The following is a 20659-nucleotide window of genomic DNA, read 5'->3' as shown; positions in this document are numbered from 1 at the left end:
GTTAAGATCTTCCATCGATAAACCCCTCCGTCATAGTTTAATGCCCGTTTCTAATATGAATTGTTCCCTCATTGCATTCCATGATTGTTCAATCGATTGTTTCAAACCAAATAAACCACTGTTACCAATAATAAACAAATCTGTACCTGCATCATAGATTTGTTTAAACGTTTTCTGATTACAAGATCCGTCGATTTCGACAAGATAATGATAACTAGGCTCATTCCTCAATATTGCTTTTAATTCTGTAATTTTGTTAAGTGTTTCCGAAATAAATCTTTGACCCGCAAAACCAGGATCAACTGACATGACCGTCACTTTATCAACAACACTTAAATAGGGATTAATTGCTTCAACAGGTGTTTCCGGATTAATGACTACACCGAATTTTTTCCCATGCTGATGCAACTGTTCCGCAATGCGAAAAGCTTTTCCATTGATGGCTTCCGCATGGCAGCATACAATCTCCGCGCCTGCTTCCAATACATCATCAACCCACATGGCAGGATCATCGACCATCAAGTGTACTGAAATCGGAATCGTTGCCACGCGCTTCAATTGTTCAATAAACCAGGGAGAAAGCGTAATATTGGGAACAAAATGCCCATCCATTATATCCACATGATATGAGTCAGCATGCCTATTTAAAAAATTAATTTGGCTTTTAAAATTTATTAAATCCATACACATAAGCGATGGTGAAAATTTAGGTAACATCACGAAATCACCTTCCTACAGACTTGCAAATTAATCAAATAACCGGAAGAAACCAGATAATAAACTACCGATTATATCAAAATCCGAATCACCCCATGTAGTTGCATATCCAAGATGGCCTAAGAAAATGAGCAAGATGGCCGGTAAGAAGGACAGTAACAATCCAGTTACAAGCGAACCTAAAATGGCCCCTCTGAGTCCACCAGTAGAGTTTCCATAGACACCTGCCGTCCCGCCGCAGAAGAACATTGGGACAAGCCCTGGAACGACAACTGCTAAACCAAACACTGGCGTCAGAAACATGCAAATGATTCCCCCGACAAAAGCACTGAGAAAACCGATAACAACAGCATTCGGTGCAAACGGAAAAACAGTCGGACAATCCAGTGCTGGTTTTGCACCCTTAACAAGTTTATCTGCGATACCCTTGAAAGCAGGAAGAATTTCAGAAATAATCATGCGTACGCCAGCTAAAATAATGTAAACACCGGCTGCAAAATTAATTGCTTGGAGTAATGAAAACACAATAAAATTCTGTCCACTGCTAAGCGTTGTTTGAACATAATCCGATCCAGCTATTGGAGCCAAGATTAAAAATAGTAAAGCCATTGTAATAGAAATAGAGACTGAGGAATCCCGTAAAAAGCTAAGTTGTTTCGGAACTTTTACATTTTCAGTTGTCAGATTTTTATTACCAAATGCTTTCCCTACCCATGCTGAAACAAGATAGGAAAGGGATCCGAAATGCCCAACCGCTAAATCATCTCTGCCCACAATCTTTCGAGTAAACGGTTGCAAAATAGCAGGTGACAAAACCATCCATACGCCTTCGATGACGGCACCGAAAATTGCTGCAACAACAAAGTTTACTTTTGAAATTGAGAAAATAAAGGCGAGCATTGCTGCAAAATACATAATGTGATGACCAGTTAAAAAAATATACTTAAAACGCGTGTATTTAGCTAAAATAATATTTAAAATCATCGCGCTAATCATGATAACTGCAGTCAGGGTACCAAATTTATTTTGTGCAAGAATAGACATAACATCAGTGTTCGGGACAACCCCTTGCATTGTAAAAGCATGTCCAAACATTTTACTAAAATTGTTCAAGGGAATTGATATAAAATTTGCTCCTGCTGACAGGATGAGAAAACCCATAACTGTCTTTAGTGTACCGGTGACAACTTTAGAAATGTCCTTTTTCTGTAGCAGTAACCCGACCAAAGCAAATAAACCAACAAGTATTGCGGGGGTGCCTAACACATCCTTAATTAACACTTGTACAAATGAATTCATAACAATCACCTCTTTTAGATATTGTCAATTAGAATTTCTTTCAATCTATCATTATCAAGTAGATTGTCTAATCCAATGACATTACGTTTTCCATCAATTAAATTTTCAACAATCTCTTGTGACCCGATGTACAAGTCAGCTTGCTCACCCTGCGCACTCGTCAGGTCCGTATGACTAACCTCAGCGTCTTTGCCTAATTCGTTCAAAATTTGTTTAACATTCATCTCAACAAGAAAGCTGCTTCCTAAGCCATTACTGCAGACGACCAAAATTTTTTTCATATTAATTCACTCCTTTGAATATTGATTAATTACTTGTTCAATTTCTTTAACAGATTTACAAGAAATTAAATAATTCACTTCCTGTGGTTTACCGAGTAAAACGGCTAATTGAGAAAGTGCCTTTAAATGGCTTTCATTATCGTGAGCTGCTAAAACGATAACAATATAAACCCTACCTTTCTTAACGCCAAAATCCACACCGGATTCCAATTTCAGTAAACTGAGACCAAGTCGAATAACGCCTTGTTCTGGTCGTGCGTGAGGAAGCGCAACCCTGGGTGTAACAACCACATAGGGACCATTTGTATGCACACTATCAATCATTGCTTGAATGTAATCTTTCGTGATGTACCCTTGTTCTCTAAGAGGTTTAGCAGCCCAAGCAATAGCTTGCTCCCAGTTATCCACATGGTCAGCGAGAATAATTTTATCTTTAGTTAACAATTCATTAAGCATAGGTTTATACGCACCCCCTTGTTCTTTCCAAACAGGTTGTAAAAGAAAAGAAATCATATTCTTCCTTAAATCTTCACTATTATTTATTTTTGCGTATTCGTTAACAATATTTAATAGTCCCTCGACTGTTTGATTTATTTGCAACTTGTTATCCGGCCGATAGTTGTAAAGTACGCGATAAAGATTATTCTTGTCGCTCACTGTTAGAATTGGGTGAACAACACAGGTGGGTACCGATTGATCAGATAGTTTCACTGTAGAAATTACTAAACGCTCATTTTTAATTTCACGTTCAAGATAGTCATGTTCAGAAATGGGCCCTTTAAAACGCACAATTGGAAATAACTGTTCTAATTGATGTTTTAATAAACGTGAAGTACCGAAACCACTACTACAAACAACTAAGACTGAGTCCCGAGCACATTTGACAATTTGAATTTTTGACAACCATCCACCAAAATACATAGAAATGAACGCGATTTCATTTTCATTTACATTATTTTGACAAAAATGCTCAAAAGGAATAATAGCCTTTTTTGTCAGATCAAATATTTCTTTGTATTCTTCCTTTACCTCACTGAGAAGCGGTTCATTATAAGTGATGTGATATTTAATTCTGAAGTAACTTGACTTCAAATGAATCCATAATTTTTTATGCAATTCATCGATTTTATCAAAAGTGACTCCGGATAATTGTTGAAATCGACGAATGATTTCTTCAACAATACTTTCTAATTCCGAACTTTTATTATTAAAAAAGAGCTGATCATCAAAATAACCATTAACCTGACTGCCTAATAACAAAGTTTCTAAATAGTAAACTTCTCCCATGTATAAATGAAAGTCTTGTTGGCTTAAAAAATTTTCAACAAATTCGACTGCTTCTTTATACTCGGGATGTTTTTTTAAAGATGTTCCATTGTTATACTGGGAAAGCGGCATCAGTTGTTGATGATTAATCCTAATCCAAAATAATGACAAAGATATTGGTAACGTTTTCAAAAAGTTATCTGAAAACGAGACTCCTAATCTTCTTCCGACATTTCTCAACCACTCATACAGTTGTTGTTTTAGCTGACAGAGATCAAACCTTTTTGTTAATAAGGTAAATTGAGAAAGAAAGCAAATAAATTCACTGTCATTTCGATGATCACTAATTTTTTGATTAACATAATCCATGAGCCAATTCCGTACATCTAACTCTTGCCCATTCATGTAATGTCCTTTTTTGTTAGATGTACAAATCATCAAATGATAATTCTTTAACATGTTATTGGCCAATTTGACATCGCCAATCGCTGTATTTCTTGAAACACAATTGATTCGCATAATAGTATCAAGTGTTACCTTTTGTTCAGACAACAAAATCAGTAGAATCATTTGCTCTATTCGTTCCTTACTTGATAAAGCATAATTACTTTTCAAATATTTCTCGTGATAGTCAGTCAACTTTAATTTTTTTAAATTTTGCTTTGTGCCGTCAGTTAAAAAGAAACCTCCTTTACGAATATATTGCACTGGCTCGCAATGTACCAATCGTAACCATTTATTAATTTTATCAAGTTCATAATAGACCGTACGACGAGAAATATTGTAATTTGCCATCAAGTGTGGGATTGATACATAAGTATTAGCATTTAAGATTTGATAAAGAATTTCCACAGATCTCTTCTGTATTTTCATTGAATGACCCTCCCTTGCCTCTCAGGTTCATTCTGTTCCTAATTGGATGCCCCTTTCTCGGTACAGTTATATTATAAAAGCAGAAAGACTTAAAATTAAGTGCAATTAATACACATTGCTATTGTGCAAAGTTGTACCATCAATATATTACCGAACAAAAAATGATCGTGTGTTCACAATACCCAAGTTCGAAAAAATCTTGAATTTATAGACGTACATAAAGATGTAACCCGGGAAAAGGGGAAGAACATGGAAGATAATTGCCGGCTGCACGACTATTTAATCATACTAAAGAATTTACGTACAGAACTTCATACTCAAAAATTTGGTTTTAGGAAATAATTCAATCCACTGGGGAACAGATTATAAAGTCACTGGCAATGGTCCGTATGTATTAAATTTTCTTGTGATGAATCGAAGCTGGTTGTTGAAACGCTCGCCTTATCCGCAAAATAAAAATCCATTAGCGCAAAAAAAAACGAGATAATTTTGCCACTATTCCTAAGGCAAGCAATGTTCGGAACATTTTTTTGCAAAAAATGCTACTGTATTGGACGCGCCACCCTGTTTCGGGAAATCTCCGAATATCAACTGATTGGATTGTAATCATTGTGCTTAGCCTTTGATCATCAAATAAACAGCATCAATCACGTCACTGATCGTATCCGGCATGCGGCTTGAGTATATTTTTTTTACGTACATTTTTGCAAGTGATGAAACAGCACCAAAACTCATTGCAATCAACGCCTCTGTCGGCAGTTGACTGATTACTTTTTTTCGCTTTCCCTCTTCGAATTTTTGAAAAACACGCATCAGATAAGGCTGAAGCTGTTTTTGCGTCTCCTCCGTTATGAGCGGGGAGTTTTCATATTGCTCGATAAAATTAATCTCGCTCCTTTGTTCACTATAATAATAAAAGATAGAACCCAGCATGTGCTTGATTTGTTGCTCAATGGACTCAGTACCATTTATTTTACTAAGAACATGATTTGCAAACCGGATTTTAATCTTTTTATAAAGTTCATTAAGCAGAATCTCTTTATTTTCGAATTGATTGTAAATACTGCCCATGCTGATCCCGGATTTTTTTGCAATTTGTGACATAGGCGTGCTGTAAAAACCTTGTTCGGATATGAGCTTAAGGGTTTCATTGAATAATCGGTCGAGTCGTTCTTCATTCATTGGCTAAGACTTCCTCCATTTGAGATAGTTCGTTGAATTCCTTTTGTGTTAAATCAACGGAAAGCATCATCAAGTTGCTTTGTGCCTGTTTTTTATTTTTCACTCCTGGAATAGGGATCATTTGATCGCTGGAAAATAATAACCAACTCAATGCGATTTGCGCAATGGATGTCTGGTGGCGTGCGGCAATCCTGTCCATGAGTTCAAATAAAGGAAGATATTTTTTTATTTTTACTGCCTCTGGCCGCGTAAAAATCTTTCTCAGCAAAGGCTTCTTTTCCTTTTCATCATGAAATAAATCCAGTTGCTGTATCCAAAAATAAACCTTCTGCGTGACTGACAGCTTCTTTGCCTGCAACGCGTATTTTCCGGTCAGAACCCCCTGAGCCATTGGCGACAGCGGGATCACTGCAATGTTCTCTTTCTCACAATAATCGATTAAACCGCTGTCCTCAACTCTTCGTTCCAATAAATGATAGTATACCTGATTCGAGCTAAGCGGTAAATCGTACTTGAGCAAACAATCGTGAAAACGAGCGGTCCGTTCTAAATTAAAATTGCTGACACCGACAGCCTTAACGAGTCCCTGAGCATAGGCACCGGCAAGAACTGCCGCATACCGCTCAAACTGGTCATCTTTGGGCGGAAAATGCAGCTGATAGAGGTCAATGGATGACACCTGCAATCGTTCTAAACTTCCGCTTAGTGCGTTCATTATATCCTCCGGACGCTTATCATTTCTTGGATTATGCTTGGACGCAATCATAATTTCTCTGCCATCTTTTTTCTGAAATTCACCCAGTATCCGCTCCGAATCTCCTCCCGCATAACTGTCTGCCGTATCGAAAAAATTAACTCCATTATCCAGACCGGTCTTATACGCATCCCACAGATCTTCTTTTTGATAGGATTTTCCATACCCCATTAGTTTAAATCCCCAGGCTGCTGTGCCTATCCCAATACGTGAAACCATGATGCCACTCTTCCCTAAACTTCTCTTTTTCATAAAATGGCCTCCCATATGCACTAAATTAGAATGAACGTTCTTTCTAAACATAATACCCAGAAGATTTCCAGCTGTCAACGCCATTGCGGCAAAAATTTCGAACAAAAAATGTCATAGGTTAGTGGCATGAACGGTTTCTATTCTCGCCTCATTTGGCGTGTTTACTGCAAGCAAAAAGCAGAGCACTGGGCTCTGCTCATAAAAAGTTGTCATGCGTCACTGCCATTCTGAAAATATGTTTTCAATGATTAGCAGCGTTTTTTGAATATCCGCTTCTGAATGTTGCGTTGAAAGATAAATTCTTCCACGGTTTGGTGTCAATCGAAGGCCAAGTTCGAGTGAACGGGCAACCAGATAGTTATAACGTTCAATATCAGCGAACCTCAGATAGTCCCTGAAATCATCCACAGGCCGATCCACTCCGAGCAAAAGCATGCAGATCGCTCCATCATGACGGCAATAAAGTGGAATGCCAAAGCGATCACCCAATTTTCTGAGTCCATCGGTTAACTGCTGCCCTAATGCGTCGAATCTCTCATAGACGCCGCCCTGCTGCAGTTGATCAATGGTCGCCAAGGCAGCTGCGACAGAGAGCGCATTCCCATTGAATGTGCCAAATGTACGAATCCCGCAGTCCATGATATGACTTTTTCCCGCAACAACAGATAATGGCAGCCCGCCTGAGATTGCTTTAGCAAAGACAGCGACATCCGGCGTAACGCCGAAATAGGCCTGTGCCCCGCCTAAAGACATTCTGAAGCCAGTGATCACTTCATCAAAGATAAGTAAAATGTTATGATCTGTCGCAAGGGTCCGCAATTCTTCAAGATAGCCTTCATTCGGAAAAATTGGACCTGAATCGCACATATAGGGTTCAGTGATGATTGCAGCAATTTCATCACGCTGCTTTTCAATCACAGCTTTAACTGCCGTTAAATCATTCCACGGCAGAATGATGACCTGATCAGATGCGCCGGCTAGCTGTCCCAAAACTTCCCGATTTTTGCTCGGCTGCTCTCTTGGCCCCAGTTCATCAACGGAACGGGCATCCGTGCTGATCATTTCTTCATCGGACCACCCATGGTATTGACCTTCAAACTTAATCATCTTAGATTTCCCTGTGAATGCTCTCGCCAATCGGAACGCAAACATATTCGCTTCTGTGCCTGTGTTTTGAAAAGCAATGCGTTCGGCGCAAGGAATGATCTCGGTCAGTTTTTCTGCAAGTTTGTTCAGATCAGCAGAGGGTGAGCAAAACTGCGTTCCTTTTGCCATCTGCTCGGACACAGCCCGATTCACCGCAGCAGGACTGTAACCGAGAATCAAAGGGCCCATACCCGCCACGTAGTCAATGTATTTATTACCGTCAACGTCATAAAGATAAGCGCCTTTTCCATGATCAAAACAAGTCGGAAAGTCTTGAAAACCTGCTTTGTGAAAGCTGCTGGCAACACCGTTTACTAAGTATTTTTTTGATTGATTATATATTTTCTTTGATTTTTCGTTATTTATCGGATGCCCGTTCAGTCTCAATCACCTCACATGATGCTTGCTCAGAACTTCCGCAGAATGCTGTGGCCCTGCCATCTCGATTAGCGAAAGATTCTGTTTTAGCAGAAAAACTTCTTTGCTTTTCCCGGATTTTTCGAATACGCGCTTATATTTTTTCCGATTCGGGATGCAGCACTTGATTAATAAAGAGTTTGGTCCGCTCATGCTTCGGCGCATTAAAGAGTTCACTCGGATTTCCTTCCTCAACAATGACACCTTTATCCATAAAAATAATACGATCGCCTATTTCTTCAGCAAAACGCATTTCATGCGTCACAAGAACCATAGTCATGCCTTCATCCGCAAGTTCGCGAATGACCTTAAGCACTTCGCCGACAAGTTCCGGGTCCAAGGCAGATGTCGCTTCGTCAAACAGCATAATATGCGGTTCCATTGCTAATGCACGAGCGATTGCGACACGTTGCTTCTGTCCCCCGGAGAGCTGACTTGGATAATGATCCATGCGTTCGGCCAATCCGACCTTCTTCAAGTATTTTTCCGCTGTTTTTCTTGCTTCTTCCTTTGATTTCTTTCTTATTTTTATCTGCGCTGCCATCACATTTTCAATGGCAGTCATCATCGGGAAAAGATTAAAGCTTTGAAACACCATTCCGATTTCAGTGCGAAGCCTGGCCACACGTTTTTCATTGTAGCGGCCGGACTTATCCGCAAAATTTTCTCCTTCAACTTTGACCGTTCCTGACGTAGGAAGCTCCAAACAGTTTAAGCAGCGAAGCAACGTTGATTTTCCCGATCCCGATGGCCCGATAATGACGACAATCTCTCCTTGATGGACCCTCAGATCAATTCCCTTTAAAATTTCAAGACTGCCAAACGATTTATGGAGCTGTGTCACTTCGATCATTGATTTAGGCATGCTTTGACAACCCCTTTTCAAGCAGACGTACAACTTGGGATAGCGGTAAACTGAGAATTAAATAGGCAATCGCAAGTATTGTGTAAGATTCAATCGTTAAGAAGGTCTGCGATGCATAAGCTTGCGTGCGCAGCAGCAATTCATTGACCGTTATAAATGCCAGCAGGGATGTGTCTTTAATCATCATAATCAGATAATTTCCGAAAACAGGAATTGCTTGACGCGTCGCCTGCGGAATAACGATTGACCACAATGCCTGACGCTGCGTATATCCTAATGCAAGTGCAGCCTCAGTCTGCCCTTTGTCTATGGAAAGAATTGCGGCACGGACCACTTCGGAGAGATAGCATCCATAGTTAATGCCAAGTCCGAGGATTCCGGCAACGAGCGGATTGAGCTGGAACTGATAATTAGGAATAAAGAACTGGGCAACGAGCGATATAAGCAGCGGCACCACGTAAAACATATAAACAAGTTGAACGAGAAGCGGGGTGCCTCTGACAATTTCCAAAACAACAACGAGCATTCCTTTTAATACTTTTGATTCGGATAAACGGCCAACCGCAATCAATACGCTAAGAACAGCGGCAAGTATAAATCCGCCTAATGTTGCCTCAAGGGCAATAATCAGTCCTTGCCATAATTCCGGTGTGAGTTCCTTGAAGGCAGTGGCAAAATCCAGGTGATTCAATATATCCATTTATAGCACCTCATTTGTCAATCAATTCTCCTGTACAGTATGGTTTGCCCATTCCTCCAATAATAACAGAAATCAGAGCTAGTCTTAAATCTTAAGAATAACTCCGATTCAATCAATATTTATTTTTGAACAGGTACGTAATAGTTATCAGGCATTCCGTATTTTTTCAAAAGATCCTTGATAAATCCGTTTTCTTTCAGGATATTAATTTGTTTGTTAATCGCATTCACCAGCTTCGTGTCGCTCTTTCTTGCGGCAGCCCCGATGTTACCGGAAGCCTGCGGTGTATACGGATCAAGAATTTTCAATTTCAAGGACGGATCCTGCTTCAGACTATAAGCAGCTACGGCGCCATCCGTTACTAAAGCATCAATCTTTCCTGTATTAGCTGCAAGAAGCAGATCGGACTGGGAGCCGAACACATTAACTTGTTTGATTTTCCCTTCTTTTTTCAGCTTATTTGCGAAGTCAAAGAACGCAGTCCCTTTTTGAGCACCAACCACTTTATCCTTTAGATCATCAACGCTTTTAATCGGTGAATTCTTCGGAATGACAAACGCTTCGCCCTCTGTGTACCAGATCGTGGTAAATTTCGCGATTTTTTCTCTTTGCGGGTTAATATACATCGCGTCCGTCACGAGATCAATATTCTTATTGTTCAGTTCAAGGAGCAGGTTCTCGAATTTTGTCTGCTTCATTTCAACCTTGGGAATGCCTAAGCGTTTGGCAACTTCTTTGATGATTTCAGCATCAATACCAGTGAATTTTTTCGTCTTCTGATCAATGTAAGCAAATGGCGCGTCATTGGAAGATCCTACAACAAGTACACCTTTTTTCTTTGCCGCAGCCAATGTATCCGTCGTTTTACTTGATGAAGAACTGCCTGATTTTGAACTGCTTGAGCCACAACCCGAAAGAATGCCGACGAGCAATACAAGAATAAGTGCTGACATAAACCAACGTTTCACGAAAAGCCCTCCCATATTATCAAATTATTTAAGTTATACAATTAAATATAAATTTTCAGTCATTAGTGATTTGAATTTTACTTTACTTTGTCGAAAAAAGCGAGACGTCATTTCTTATTTGACAAATTCCAACGCTTCTTCAATAATAGCCAATCCTTGAGCTAATTGAACTTCCGTTATCGTCAGCGGCGATAAGAAACGAATGCAATTGCCCTTCAGCCCGGCATCAAGGAGCAGCAGTCCATGCTGATTGCAGTAAGCGACGAGCTTCTTTACCCGATCTTTATCCGGTTCTTTCGTTCCTTTATCTTTAACAAATTCAACGGCTGCCATCGCACCGAGTCGGCGAATGTCACCGATAAACGAATAGGTTTTCTCCCATTCCTTGGCTCGTTCTTCAATAATTGCGCCTATTTTTTCCGCTCGCTCAATAAGATGCTCTTCTTTAATAATATCAAGTACAGCCAGTGCGGCCGCACAGGCAATCGGACTGCCGCAATAGGTGCCTCCAAGAGACCCTTTGAGATCGCACGCATCAAACAGTTCCGCCTTCCCGACAACACCGCTTAATGGGAATCCGGCTGCAATCGATTTGGATACTGTCATCAGATCCGGGGCTACATCAAAGTGTTCAATCGCGAACATTTTTCCTGTTCGGGCAAAACCGGCCTGAATTTCATCAGCGATAAATAGAATCCCGTGCTCCGTACAGAAATCACGCACATACGTAACAAACCGTTTTGACGGAATGATGAACCCGCCTTCACCTTGAACTGGTTCCATCACGATGCAGGCCACCATTTCAGGAGCAACACTGCTCAAAAAGAAGTAATTGAATCTGTCAATGATATAGTCATCATAGTCTTCATCGGACATTTCTTCCGGTTTTCGATATGGATAAGGATAAGGAGCCTGATAGGTTTCCGGACTGAACGGACCGAAACCGAACTTATATGGCTTTACCTTACTGGTCATGCCCATGGTCAAATTTGTTCTGCCATGAAAAGCCCGATCAAACGTCACAACCGCCTGTCTGCCAGTATAAGCACGAGCAATTTTCACCGCATTTTCAACAGCTTCCGCACCGGAATTGAGCAAGATCGCTTTCTTAGCGAAGTCTCCCGGAGCAATTTCACATAAGCGTTGACAAAGTTCAATATAACCCGGGTACATAATGACATTAAATCCGGGATGAATGAAACGCTCAAGTGCCTCTTTTACGGCACTGATAACCTTTGGGTGGCAATGTCCGACATTCTGGACACCGATTGCTCCGGCAAAATCAATGAATTGATTGCCTTCAATATCGGTAACTAATGCTCCTTCCGCTTTCGCCGCAATATGACGATTCCCATTACCGACGGCAGCCGCCACAAATTGATCGCGTTTATCCTGCCAAATCTTTGTTAGATTTCCTTCCAATAATTCCTTCCCCAATGTGCTCACTCCTTTAATAGATATTCTGCTAATTTTTTGGTATTATGTATAGTATCAAAATTCAAATAATTATGGTGTCAGGAGTGCCTATGATTTCAATAACCGTTCAAACTGATACTAAAAAAGAATATATTTACCGTCAAATCTATAAACAGTTGAAAAGGGAGATTCTTCTTCACCATTTTCTTCCCAATGAAAAGCTTCCCTCCAAACGAGAGCTGGCACAAACCTTACATGTTAGCGTTAACTCAGTTAACGGAGCTTACCAACAGCTTCTTGAAGAAGGTTACATTTACGCTGTTGAACGAAGCGGCTTTTATGTTGAAAAATTGGATACGATCCCGCTTTCTCAGAGTATTCCGCACTCACTGGATCCCGAGCTGGTTGAAGAAAAAGAATCCAAAAAAGATTGGATTTCCTTCTCGCATATGTCGGTTGATCGATCACTCTTTCCATTCGACAGTTGGTTTTCGTGTGAGCATCGTGCGCTTAAATTAAGCCGATTAGAATTAAACGATGACTCATCACGCTTTCCACAAGGGATTTATTCAGTAAGAAAAACGATCGCGCGCTTTCTATCAGTCGCTCGCGGTGTTCAATGTTTTCCGGAGCAAATTGTTTTAGGCGGCGGTACCCAATTTCTGTTCTACTTGCTTCGCCACCTTTTTCATGAGAACAGCTTGTACGCAATGGAAAATCCGGGTTATCGACGTATGTATGAGTCGCTTAAGATGGAACGCCTGCGCTTAAAAACCATTCCACTCGATAACAAAGGCATTTCCATTGATCTGCTTAAACAAATGAATCCTAATGTCGTGTATGTGACACCGTCGCACCAATTTCCTTCAGGTGTTGTCATGCCGATTTCACGACGTATTCAACTGTTGAATTGGGCCGCGGAAAAAGACAACCGGTACATCATTGAAGACGATTATGATAGCGAGTTTAAGTATGAGAGTGATACAATTCCATCACTTCAGGGTCTCGACAGTTATGAACGTGTCATTTACTTAGGCACCTTTTCAAAATCATTACTGCCCGGCTTACGTATCAGTTATATGATTCTTCCGCAAAAACTGCTCAAAAAATATCGAGAACGCTGCAGCTTTATCATGTCAACAAGCAATGCTTTGGGGCAGTTGACCCTGCAGCAATTTATTGATTCAGGTGAATACCGCAAACATATCAGGCATATGAGACAAGTGTACATTGAACGTCAGAAGAAGCTTATTGAGAAACTGAAAAAACGTTTCGGCTCAACAATCACGATGCACGGCGCAAACGCCGGCCTTCATTTCACCGCTGAATTCGATACAACTCGATCAGTTGAAGAAATCGCCAATCGCGCGCGAGCAGCCAAACTGGAACTCTATAACCTTAAGCCCTACTGTCTGGAGGATCACTACCTTTATTCAAAACCGGCATTTATTTTAGGATTTGCCAACCTATCTGTTGAGAAAATTGATGAAGGTGTGGAACGGCTCTACCATGCAATTTTTGAATGAGGGATCGCTTCTGTATAATGAAACGGATCAGCTCATGAAATTAAATAGAAAGAAGGCACTTGATGCGAAAAAACAGAATCCGTGACCTAATGAACGAACACACGCCAATCATTTTAGATGGCGCGATGGCGACTGAAATTGAGAAGCAAGGGATTGCAATCGACAGCGCGTTGTGGGCAGCAGCCGTCATTCACTGCAAACCAAGCAGCATAAAAAAAGTGCATCTGGATTATTTTCGAGCCGGAGCCGATATTGCGACGACGAATACCTATCAGGCAACTCTTGCCGGATTTCAGCAAAGCGGCTATACGGAACTTGAGGCAGAGCGTTTCATTAAGGAAGCCGTAAACATCGCGATTCAGGCTCGCTGCGAATTTTGGGAGACGCTTACTGTGACGCAAAAACAAGTGTGTCCCTATCCGCTCGTTGCCGGCAGTGTCGGCCCTTACGGCGCCTTTCTGGCCGACGGTTCGGAGTATACAGGGGAATACGCTTTAAATGAAGCCGGCTACCGGATGTTCCATCGCTCAAGAATGCACTTGTTAAAAGAAGCCGGAGCAGATCTGTTCGCATTTGAGACCATGCCTAATTTTGATGAAACGAAAGTACTAGCCGAGCTTTTGACCCATGATTTTCCTGATGATGAAGCCTGGCTCTCGTTCAGCCTTGCTGACGACACGCATCTGTGTGACGGAACGCCACTTGCCGATGCCGCAGCGTATTTTAACGCTGTTGACCAAATCTCGGCAATTGGCATAAATTGCGTTGCCATGAAGCGGGTTGAAGCAGCAATCATGACGATTCGCGAGATCACAAGCAAACCGATCATCGTTTATCCGAATTCCGGAGAACGCTACAATCCAAGAACCAAGCAGTGGGAAAAATCGAAAATGCAGGAAAGCTACGGATCGGCATCCAAGACATGGTTCGAAGCCGGCGCGTCATTGATTGGCGGCTGCTGCCGCACGTCACCGGATGACATTCGGAAAATTGCCGAGTGGGCACGTTTAAAATGAATTAAGAAAAAGGAGCAAGACATCTTTGCAGATGTTTTGCTCCTTTTCTAACTATTGGTGAAAACGTCACTATCAGTGGCCTGTTTAACATGATTCAATAAGCGCGCTATTAATCGTCATGCTTTTTTTTGCCCTTCCACCAGTTAAATTTTGGCGGACTGTCAATCAGCGAAATCATGGCCGGAACAAAGATCGGCAGCATGATAAAGCAAAGGACGACTAAACCGGTTATTACAGCGACCGCCCATTGAACAAGAAGCTCGATGCCTGACGGTATTAAGGTCGCGAAGGTACCGCCGAGTATGATGGCCGCCGACATAATTACACTGCCGATGTGCTTTGACGCTTCGACGATTGCTTCTTTTGCAGGCATTAATGGATACTCTTTAAACCGTGCCAAGAGGAAGATACTGTAGTCTACGCCTAGCGCTACGATGATAATGAAGGAGAAGAATGGGATGAAGGAAGAAATCCCATCTAATCCCTTCAGATCGATAAAGATAAAGTTGAGCATAAACATGGCCGCATAGTAGGCACCCATCAGAGATGTAGTGATGAACACAGGAATCCAGAACGCTCTCATGACAATAATAAGGACAAACAGAACTCCGACAATAACAATGATCGTCAGTTGATTAAGATCCTGTGTCAATATATTGTTCATGTCGTTCGTTGTGGCACTTGGCCCCGAAGTACCGATCTTGGCATCTGATAAGACGGTTCCTTTTATCCCACTTGACATTGTTGCATTGATCCTATCTATTGTACTTAATGCAGGCTTTGAATAAGGATCGTCGTCCAGAACAACCGTCATTTTGGTAACAGTTCGATCCTTAGACATAAACGCGTCAACTGACTTTTGAAATTGTTTGTCCGTTAATGCTTCATTTGGAATAGAGAAGCTTTTATTTGAATTCAGCTGAGAAAGAAAGTCATTGGTCTGGCCAAGTCCGTTCGATATTTTTCCTAAGCCCTTATTTACATCAGCTAATTTCTCGCCAAACGTATTGAAGCCATTAAGACCCTCAGCCAATTTCTGCTGACCGGTTTTCATTTGACCCATACCTTGGTTTACCTTATCCATATTCGTGACAATTGTGCCAATTCCTGATGACGCGCTATCAAGACCGGTTTTCATTTTTTCCAAGCCCTGCGCCATTTGTGACAAGCCATTGCTCATTTGATCCAGATTTTTATTCGCAGTCACGAAACCACTTGTCACGGTATTATAATTGGTGTTTAACGTTTTGATTCCTTCCGGCGTAATTTGCGTCAAAGATGCTGACAACTGATCGAGACCGGATTTCAATTTTATATAGTTAGCATCTTGTTGTACATTCACATCACTTGTGCCAAGTGCCGCTGTTACAGATTGCATTTGAGCAATCGCATCTTTGACACCGAGCAGAGCCTGGGCAGTTTGTTGATAGGAAGTTCCCATCTTTGCGTAGCCACTTTGCATTTGATCATAATGCTTGGACAGCAATCTTATTCCATCGCTCATTTTTGTGAGATTGGTTTGAATTTGCTCAATTCCGTCACTGATATTCTGTGAATTCGACGATTCGCCGCCAAGACCGGATTGAATCCGTTTTAAGCCATCGGCCAGCTGTGTCATACCGTCTTGAAGCTTGGCAGTGCCGTTCACCATTTTACTGATTTGGGAAAAATCAGCTGATCCAAGTTTTTCTTGTGCAGTCTTAAGACCGTCATTAATTTGATCGACGCCCTTCTTTGTTGACGACAACCCTTTGGTCACGGATTTTGTTTGATCGCCAATATAAAATGCAGGAATTTCCGATCCTACAGGCTGCGTCACAGAGGCGACTTGTTTGACCCCTTTGACTTTATTCAAGTCGTTTGTCAGCTGATCGATCGCCGCAAGTGATGCATTTTTGTCTAAACGGTGCTTGCTTTCAAGAACAACTGTTGTCGGCATGGCATTCCCTTTGCCAAAATGATCCGCGACAATGTTCATTGCCTTGGAAGATGGATGTGAATTTCCAAGTTCTTTGATCGTATCGAAATTTAATTTTTCCTGATGCAGCACAATTGTCGGCACAATGAACAGCAGCACAATGATCACCGATATAATCGGATACTTCGTGGACAAAGAGGTCGCTCCCGACCATAGCCTGTTCTCTTTATGCGCTCTAACATTTCTTGTCGGCCAAAACAGCTTTTTGCCAAACAGCTTCATCGCAAAAGGCGTCAGCGTTAAAAATTCCAGTAAAAGCACGACAATGCCAATGACAACAACAACACCGGACTTATAAATTGGCGATTGGGCAAAAATAAGCGCGAGGAACGCAATGAAAACCGTAAGCATACTGTAAATGATTGTTTTTCCCGCTGTCTTATAGGTATAAATAATCGAATCATCAACTGAATGTCCTCGCGCCAATTCTTCATTAAACCGATTAAAGAGCAATATGTTATAGTCCGTTCCTATCCCAAAAAGAATCAGGAGCAGCAGCATTTGCGTAAGGTTTGTTACCGGGAAACCTGTTTTATCGATTAATTGCGCGGTGATCCCCATCGAACATAGATAAGAAAACATGACTGCCAGTAAGGAAACCAACGGAGCAATCGCAGATCGGAACATCACAATCAGAACGACTAATATGAAGATAATCGTCAACGCTGCGCTTTTTTCCACTCCCGCTTGAGACGTTTTTAAATAATCATCATTAATGAAATCTTCTCCGCTCAAGTAGTGATCAACGCTTACATGTGACAGTCTGCTGTCAATATCCTTCCCAATGTCATCGATCTCTCGAGATTTTTTATCGAGCTTAAAGCTAACCATTATCGTTGTTTTATCCTTGGAAATTAAGGCCTTCTTTGCTTGAGGAGAGCTGAAGGGATCAACAACTTCGGTGATGTTCAGTTTCGAAGCGTCAGCGCTTAAATTTTCAACACCATTCTTGATCTGATCCAGTTCTGCATCGGAGATCTTATTCTTGTCATAGAAGATGATCAGATCATTTGTGCCCTTATATTTCTCCATCTTGTCTAAGATAGCGTCTGCACGTACGGACGGACTGTCCGAATTCAAGGCAGTCTGTCCTTTATCTCGGAGAATAGCATTAATGTCCGGCTGAGTTGCAACAAGCACAATGGTGGCAATCAGCCATATTGATAAAATGATCCAACGCGCTTTTATGATTGTTCTCAAAATGTTCCTCCTCATTAGTTTCAGAAATATTATTGTGTTCCTTTTAAGGTTAAATTGTTTTTCATGACAAAACATCGTACCTTCGGGCAACTCTTGTCATCTCTTGAAAAAAAGAACCTTCCTGCAAGAGGAAGGTCGCGAGAAAAAATGCTGATAAAATTAGAAAATGTGGTTTCGCCAAACCTCCGACAAAGGCGAAGGGTGAGCCGCGGGACGCGGCGTTTTGCCGGACCGCTTATGCTAACTTCCTCTAGTCCTTTAAAATTTTTTTCTTTACTCATTGTACCTAAAAGGGAAAACTCAGGGATTGGGTCTTCCCGAAGCAAATAAAAGTTCACTAAAAGCTGATGATTTTGCCCTCAAGCGCGACGGCGACGGCCTCTGTCCGCGTACTTACGTTCAACTTATTAAAAATATTCGTTAAATGTGCTTTAACCGTTCGTTCCGAGATGTGCATATCTGAAGCTATTTCTCGATTAAGATGGCCCTTGGCGACAGCTTGTAGAATCATTCGTTCTCTATTAGTCAGCTGCGTCGTTTGGGGATTTTGGAAGGAATGATCCTCTTTCACTTTAGCACGATTTAATTTTTCCATTAGTTCCGGTTGAACCAATGTTTTTCCCTTAATTGCTGCATCAATAGTCTGAAAAAGTTCATCCCGTTTGGCATCCTTAAGCAAGTAGCCTTTTGCTCCAAATTTCAGTCCTTGAATCACAAGCTCGTCTTCGTTGTAGACGGTTAAAATGATAATCGGAATGTCGCTTTTTCGCTTACCAAGGGCTTCAATCGTATCCAATCCGTTCATGACGGGCATGTTTAAATCCATAAGAATAACATCGGGTTTGACTGTGTTCAGAACCTCAAGCGCTTCCTGTCCGTTTTCAGCCTCTCCGATGATCTCGAACTGATCATTGGTCTCCAGAATTAACTTTAGACCTTCCCGAACGACTAAATGATCATCGACGACAAAAACTTTATGCTTCACAAAATTACCTCCTGTTACGTTCAACCGGCAAGATAAGCTTAATCGTCGTTCCTTTTCCCAGAGCGCTATCGACGCAAATCTCTCCCTGAATGAGACGTGAACGCTCAGAAAGTCCCAACAGACCGTATTTTCCAGGATGATTAAGGGCACGATTCGGATCAAAGCCAATACCATCATCTTTAATCATTAATAGTATGTGCTTGTCTTGACTTTCAAGCGACACGTGCACGCTTTTTGCGTGGGCATGTTTTATTATGTTTGCAAAACATTCGTCAATAATGTAGAAAAAGTGTTCCATTGTGGAGAGCGACAGCTGAGGAATGGGAGCAATCTTGTGTTCCGCCTTTATCGAAAATGTTTCGGAAAACCTGTTGATTCTCCCAATCATTTCGTCCGTGAAACTTCTTTCATCCATTGAATCACGGCGCAGATCATCAATCGCTGTCCGCGCTTTATTCAGCGTTTCTCGGGCGCGAATCATTGCCTGCGCAATAATTTCCTGTGAACGTTTCATATTGCCCGACCGCAGATGCACGTCAACAGCCTCCAACTGCATCATTAAGCCTACCACTCCTTGAGCCAAGGTATCATGGAGATTTCTCGCCATACGCTGCCGTTCACGCAGGAGTGTGAGCTCCTCAATCCTTTGATTTGCAGTTTCTAACTCGCGTAGATAATAAGTCATACGCATGTTCGCCATACGCTGCTTCGTATAAAGAATGGCGTAAACATTGACAATAGTAAAAATCGCGCCGAAAATGATCATGAATACAAGTAAATCCTTGAGTCCGTAATTGTATATGATCGCGACACAATAAAGAAAATAATAGATCGTTACAATGAAAAACAGTTTGACCTTTTTCTGAAGGGCAATAACCCCCTGCGCGATCATTACCGGAAGCAGTCCCAGTAACAAAATAGGGGCACCCTTTTCAGTAAACATCGCCGCAGCAAAGATTAATAGTCCCTGAAGCGAAAAATACAGCCAAAAGAGCTTTTGGATCAGATAACGAAAGAACCAGTTCAATAGAGATTGGACACTATATATGAACAACAGTGACCAAATCAACCTGCTTTGGAAATAGGTATATTCAAAATATTGATAAACAAACACGCCCGAATAGACAACACTCATCCAAATTATAGTCGTTAGTTTCAGTAGTACTATACTGTTCGCATTGCTGAAAAACGAATAAAAGCTCAGTTTATTCATCACGTCTTGTTAAGCCAGCCTCCTTCTTCATCAGAATTTCATTAAATGGGCCGTGGCCGACTTGATTCTACTCTTGTCCTATGTATTACTTATTATTATATACTCAAGTTTTGGACATGAGAAATCTTCGGTTGAATTGTTTCGGTTGAGAATGGGTTCACCCTGTCGACTCCGCAAAAACTTTCCGAATATGAACGACAAGCTTTGTTCCCATGTCGTGAAGAAGACGGATTTACTGCGAGAGATTCGGGCATTATAAGTATTGGACATTGATTTGTTTGATAAACTGATTCTTCTCTATTCAGTATTGAGATTTAGCTTCTGCATTTTGCCTCTGACTTCATGCATAGCCACTCACGACTTACGGCCCCATATCACGCGAGACTAAGAAAAACTAGGCAAAAAACGCCCGATCCTCTACTGTAACTCTGTAGTTACAATCGATTCATCAACTTTGTGTTTGGACAGAAAGCTCTGTTTCATTTAACGGGAGTAAAATAAGCGGAGGTTTTCCGGTTATATGCACCATGGAGCTTGTTTCGCCGGTAAATAAGGGGAATTTTTCCTGTTATACAAAGCAAAATCCTCCATTTTGAACTGATCCG

The 20659-nt window shown here is 41.3% G+C and carries 16 protein-coding genes; 2 read left to right on the top strand and 14 right to left on the bottom strand.

From position 1 onward, the window contains the following. Positions 1-30: 30 nt before the first annotated feature. The 11 genes from alsE to gabT form a co-directional block, all read right to left on the bottom strand. Positions 31-717: a D-allulose 6-phosphate 3-epimerase gene (gene alsE / locus NIE88_RS20680; protein WP_253065284.1), complete on the bottom strand. Its 687-nt coding sequence runs from the start codon at positions 715-717 to the stop codon at positions 31-33. Positions 718-747: 30 nt separating this feature from the next. Then, positions 748-2016, bottom strand: a complete 1269-nt coding sequence (gene ulaA / locus NIE88_RS20675; RefSeq protein ID WP_253065277.1) for a PTS ascorbate transporter subunit IIC — start codon at positions 2014-2016, stop codon at positions 748-750. A gap of 14 nt (positions 2017-2030) precedes the next feature. Next, complete coding sequence (locus tag NIE88_RS20670; RefSeq protein ID WP_253065276.1) at positions 2031-2297, bottom strand: PTS sugar transporter subunit IIB; 267 nt, start codon at positions 2295-2297, stop codon at positions 2031-2033. Positions 2298-2303: 6 nt separating this feature from the next. Next, positions 2304-4436 (bottom strand): BglG family transcription antiterminator, encoded by a 2133-nt coding sequence (locus tag NIE88_RS20665; protein WP_253065272.1) that lies wholly within the window; start codon positions 4434-4436, stop codon positions 2304-2306. A 615-nt stretch (positions 4437-5051) separates the two neighbouring features. Next, complete coding sequence (locus tag NIE88_RS20660) at positions 5052-5618, bottom strand: TetR/AcrR family transcriptional regulator (protein WP_253065271.1); 567 nt, start codon at positions 5616-5618, stop codon at positions 5052-5054. Further along, positions 5611-6624 (bottom strand): aldo/keto reductase, encoded by a 1014-nt coding sequence (locus tag NIE88_RS20655; protein ID WP_253065270.1) that lies wholly within the window; start codon positions 6622-6624, stop codon positions 5611-5613. Before NIE88_RS20655 ends, NIE88_RS20660 begins: the two co-directional genes overlap by 8 nt. Before the next feature lie 216 nt (positions 6625-6840). Continuing rightward, entirely contained in the window at positions 6841-8157 is a 1317-nt protein-coding gene (locus NIE88_RS20650; RefSeq protein WP_253065269.1) for an aspartate aminotransferase family protein, read from the bottom strand. 124 nt (positions 8158-8281) lie between these two features. Next, the gene (locus NIE88_RS20645) at positions 8282-9040 is read right to left on the bottom strand and encodes an amino acid ABC transporter ATP-binding protein (protein WP_253065282.1); all 759 of its coding nucleotides are present in this window, start codon (positions 9038-9040) and stop codon (positions 8282-8284) included. A 4-nt stretch (positions 9041-9044) separates the two neighbouring features. Then, on the bottom strand, positions 9045-9752 hold the full coding sequence (locus NIE88_RS20640) for an amino acid ABC transporter permease (protein ID WP_253065268.1): 708 nt from the start codon (positions 9750-9752) through the stop codon (positions 9045-9047). 119 nt (positions 9753-9871) lie between these two features. Further along, the gene (locus tag NIE88_RS20635; RefSeq protein WP_253065267.1) at positions 9872-10720 is read right to left on the bottom strand and encodes a substrate-binding periplasmic protein; all 849 of its coding nucleotides are present in this window, start codon (positions 10718-10720) and stop codon (positions 9872-9874) included. Between the two features lie 114 nt (positions 10721-10834). Then, positions 10835-12157 (bottom strand): 4-aminobutyrate--2-oxoglutarate transaminase, encoded by a 1323-nt coding sequence (gene gabT / locus NIE88_RS20630; protein ID WP_253065261.1) that lies wholly within the window; start codon positions 12155-12157, stop codon positions 10835-10837. Between the two features lie 89 nt (positions 12158-12246). On the opposite strand from gabT, the gene gabR reads away from it, so the two are divergent. Continuing rightward, on the top strand, positions 12247-13662 hold the full coding sequence (gene gabR / locus NIE88_RS20625) for a MocR-like transcriptional regulator GabR (RefSeq protein WP_253065259.1): 1416 nt from the start codon (positions 12247-12249) through the stop codon (positions 13660-13662). A 62-nt stretch (positions 13663-13724) separates the two neighbouring features. Then, positions 13725-14678: a homocysteine S-methyltransferase gene (gene mmuM / locus NIE88_RS20620; RefSeq protein ID WP_253065258.1), complete on the top strand. Its 954-nt coding sequence runs from the start codon at positions 13725-13727 to the stop codon at positions 14676-14678. 109 nt (positions 14679-14787) lie between these two features. Here the strand turns inward: mmuM and NIE88_RS20615 are convergent, their stop codons facing one another. The 3 genes from NIE88_RS20615 to NIE88_RS20605 all read right to left on the bottom strand — a co-directional run bounded on the left by NIE88_RS20615 (position 14788) and on the right by NIE88_RS20605 (position 20054). After that, the gene (locus NIE88_RS20615) at positions 14788-17856 is read right to left on the bottom strand and encodes an MMPL family transporter (protein ID WP_253065257.1); all 3069 of its coding nucleotides are present in this window, start codon (positions 17854-17856) and stop codon (positions 14788-14790) included. A gap of 337 nt (positions 17857-18193) precedes the next feature. Next, positions 18194-18841 carry a response regulator gene (locus NIE88_RS20610; RefSeq protein ID WP_253065256.1) on the bottom strand — a complete coding sequence of 216 codons (648 nt, stop codon included), beginning with the start codon at positions 18839-18841 and terminating at the stop codon, positions 18194-18196. Between the two features lie 4 nt (positions 18842-18845). Continuing rightward, the gene (locus NIE88_RS20605; RefSeq protein ID WP_253065279.1) at positions 18846-20054 is read right to left on the bottom strand and encodes a sensor histidine kinase; all 1209 of its coding nucleotides are present in this window, start codon (positions 20052-20054) and stop codon (positions 18846-18848) included. Positions 20055-20659: the final 605 nt, after the last annotated feature.

The organism is Sporolactobacillus shoreicorticis (genome assembly GCF_024125445.1).
GTDB classification, from domain to species: Bacteria; Bacillota; Bacilli; order Bacillales; family Sporolactobacillaceae; genus Sporolactobacillus; species Sporolactobacillus shoreicorticis.
The sequence above is the reverse complement of the archived record's forward strand: the minus strand, read 5'-3'. Positions and strand labels throughout refer to the sequence as shown.

Excerpts from the sequence above, each read along its gene's own strand:
- alsE (WP_253065284.1), bottom strand. The coding sequence starts at position 717 with ATGTTACCTAAATTTTCACCATCGCTTATGTGTATGGATTTAATAAAT.
- ulaA (WP_253065277.1), bottom strand. The coding sequence starts at position 2,016 with ATGAATTCATTTGTACAAGTGTTAATTAAGGATGTGTTAGGCACCCCC.
- NIE88_RS20670 (WP_253065276.1), bottom strand. The coding sequence starts at position 2,297 with ATGAAAAAAATTTTGGTCGTCTGCAGTAATGGCTTAGGAAGCAGCTTT.
- NIE88_RS20665 (WP_253065272.1), bottom strand. The coding sequence starts at position 4,436 with ATGAAAATACAGAAGAGATCTGTGGAAATTCTTTATCAAATCTTAAAT.
- NIE88_RS20660 (WP_253065271.1), bottom strand. The coding sequence starts at position 5,618 with ATGAATGAAGAACGACTCGACCGATTATTCAATGAAACCCTTAAGCTC.
- NIE88_RS20655 (WP_253065270.1), bottom strand. The coding sequence starts at position 6,624 with ATGAAAAAGAGAAGTTTAGGGAAGAGTGGCATCATGGTTTCACGTATT.
- NIE88_RS20645 (WP_253065282.1), bottom strand. The coding sequence starts at position 9,040 with ATGATCGAAGTGACACAGCTCCATAAATCGTTTGGCAGTCTTGAAATT.
- NIE88_RS20640 (WP_253065268.1), bottom strand. The coding sequence starts at position 9,752 with ATGGATATATTGAATCACCTGGATTTTGCCACTGCCTTCAAGGAACTC.
- gabR (WP_253065259.1), top strand. The coding sequence starts at position 12,247 with ATGATTTCAATAACCGTTCAAACTGATACTAAAAAAGAATATATTTAC.
- mmuM (WP_253065258.1), top strand. The coding sequence starts at position 13,725 with ATGCGAAAAAACAGAATCCGTGACCTAATGAACGAACACACGCCAATC.
- NIE88_RS20605 (WP_253065279.1), bottom strand. The coding sequence starts at position 20,054 with ATGAATAAACTGAGCTTTTATTCGTTTTTCAGCAATGCGAACAGTATA.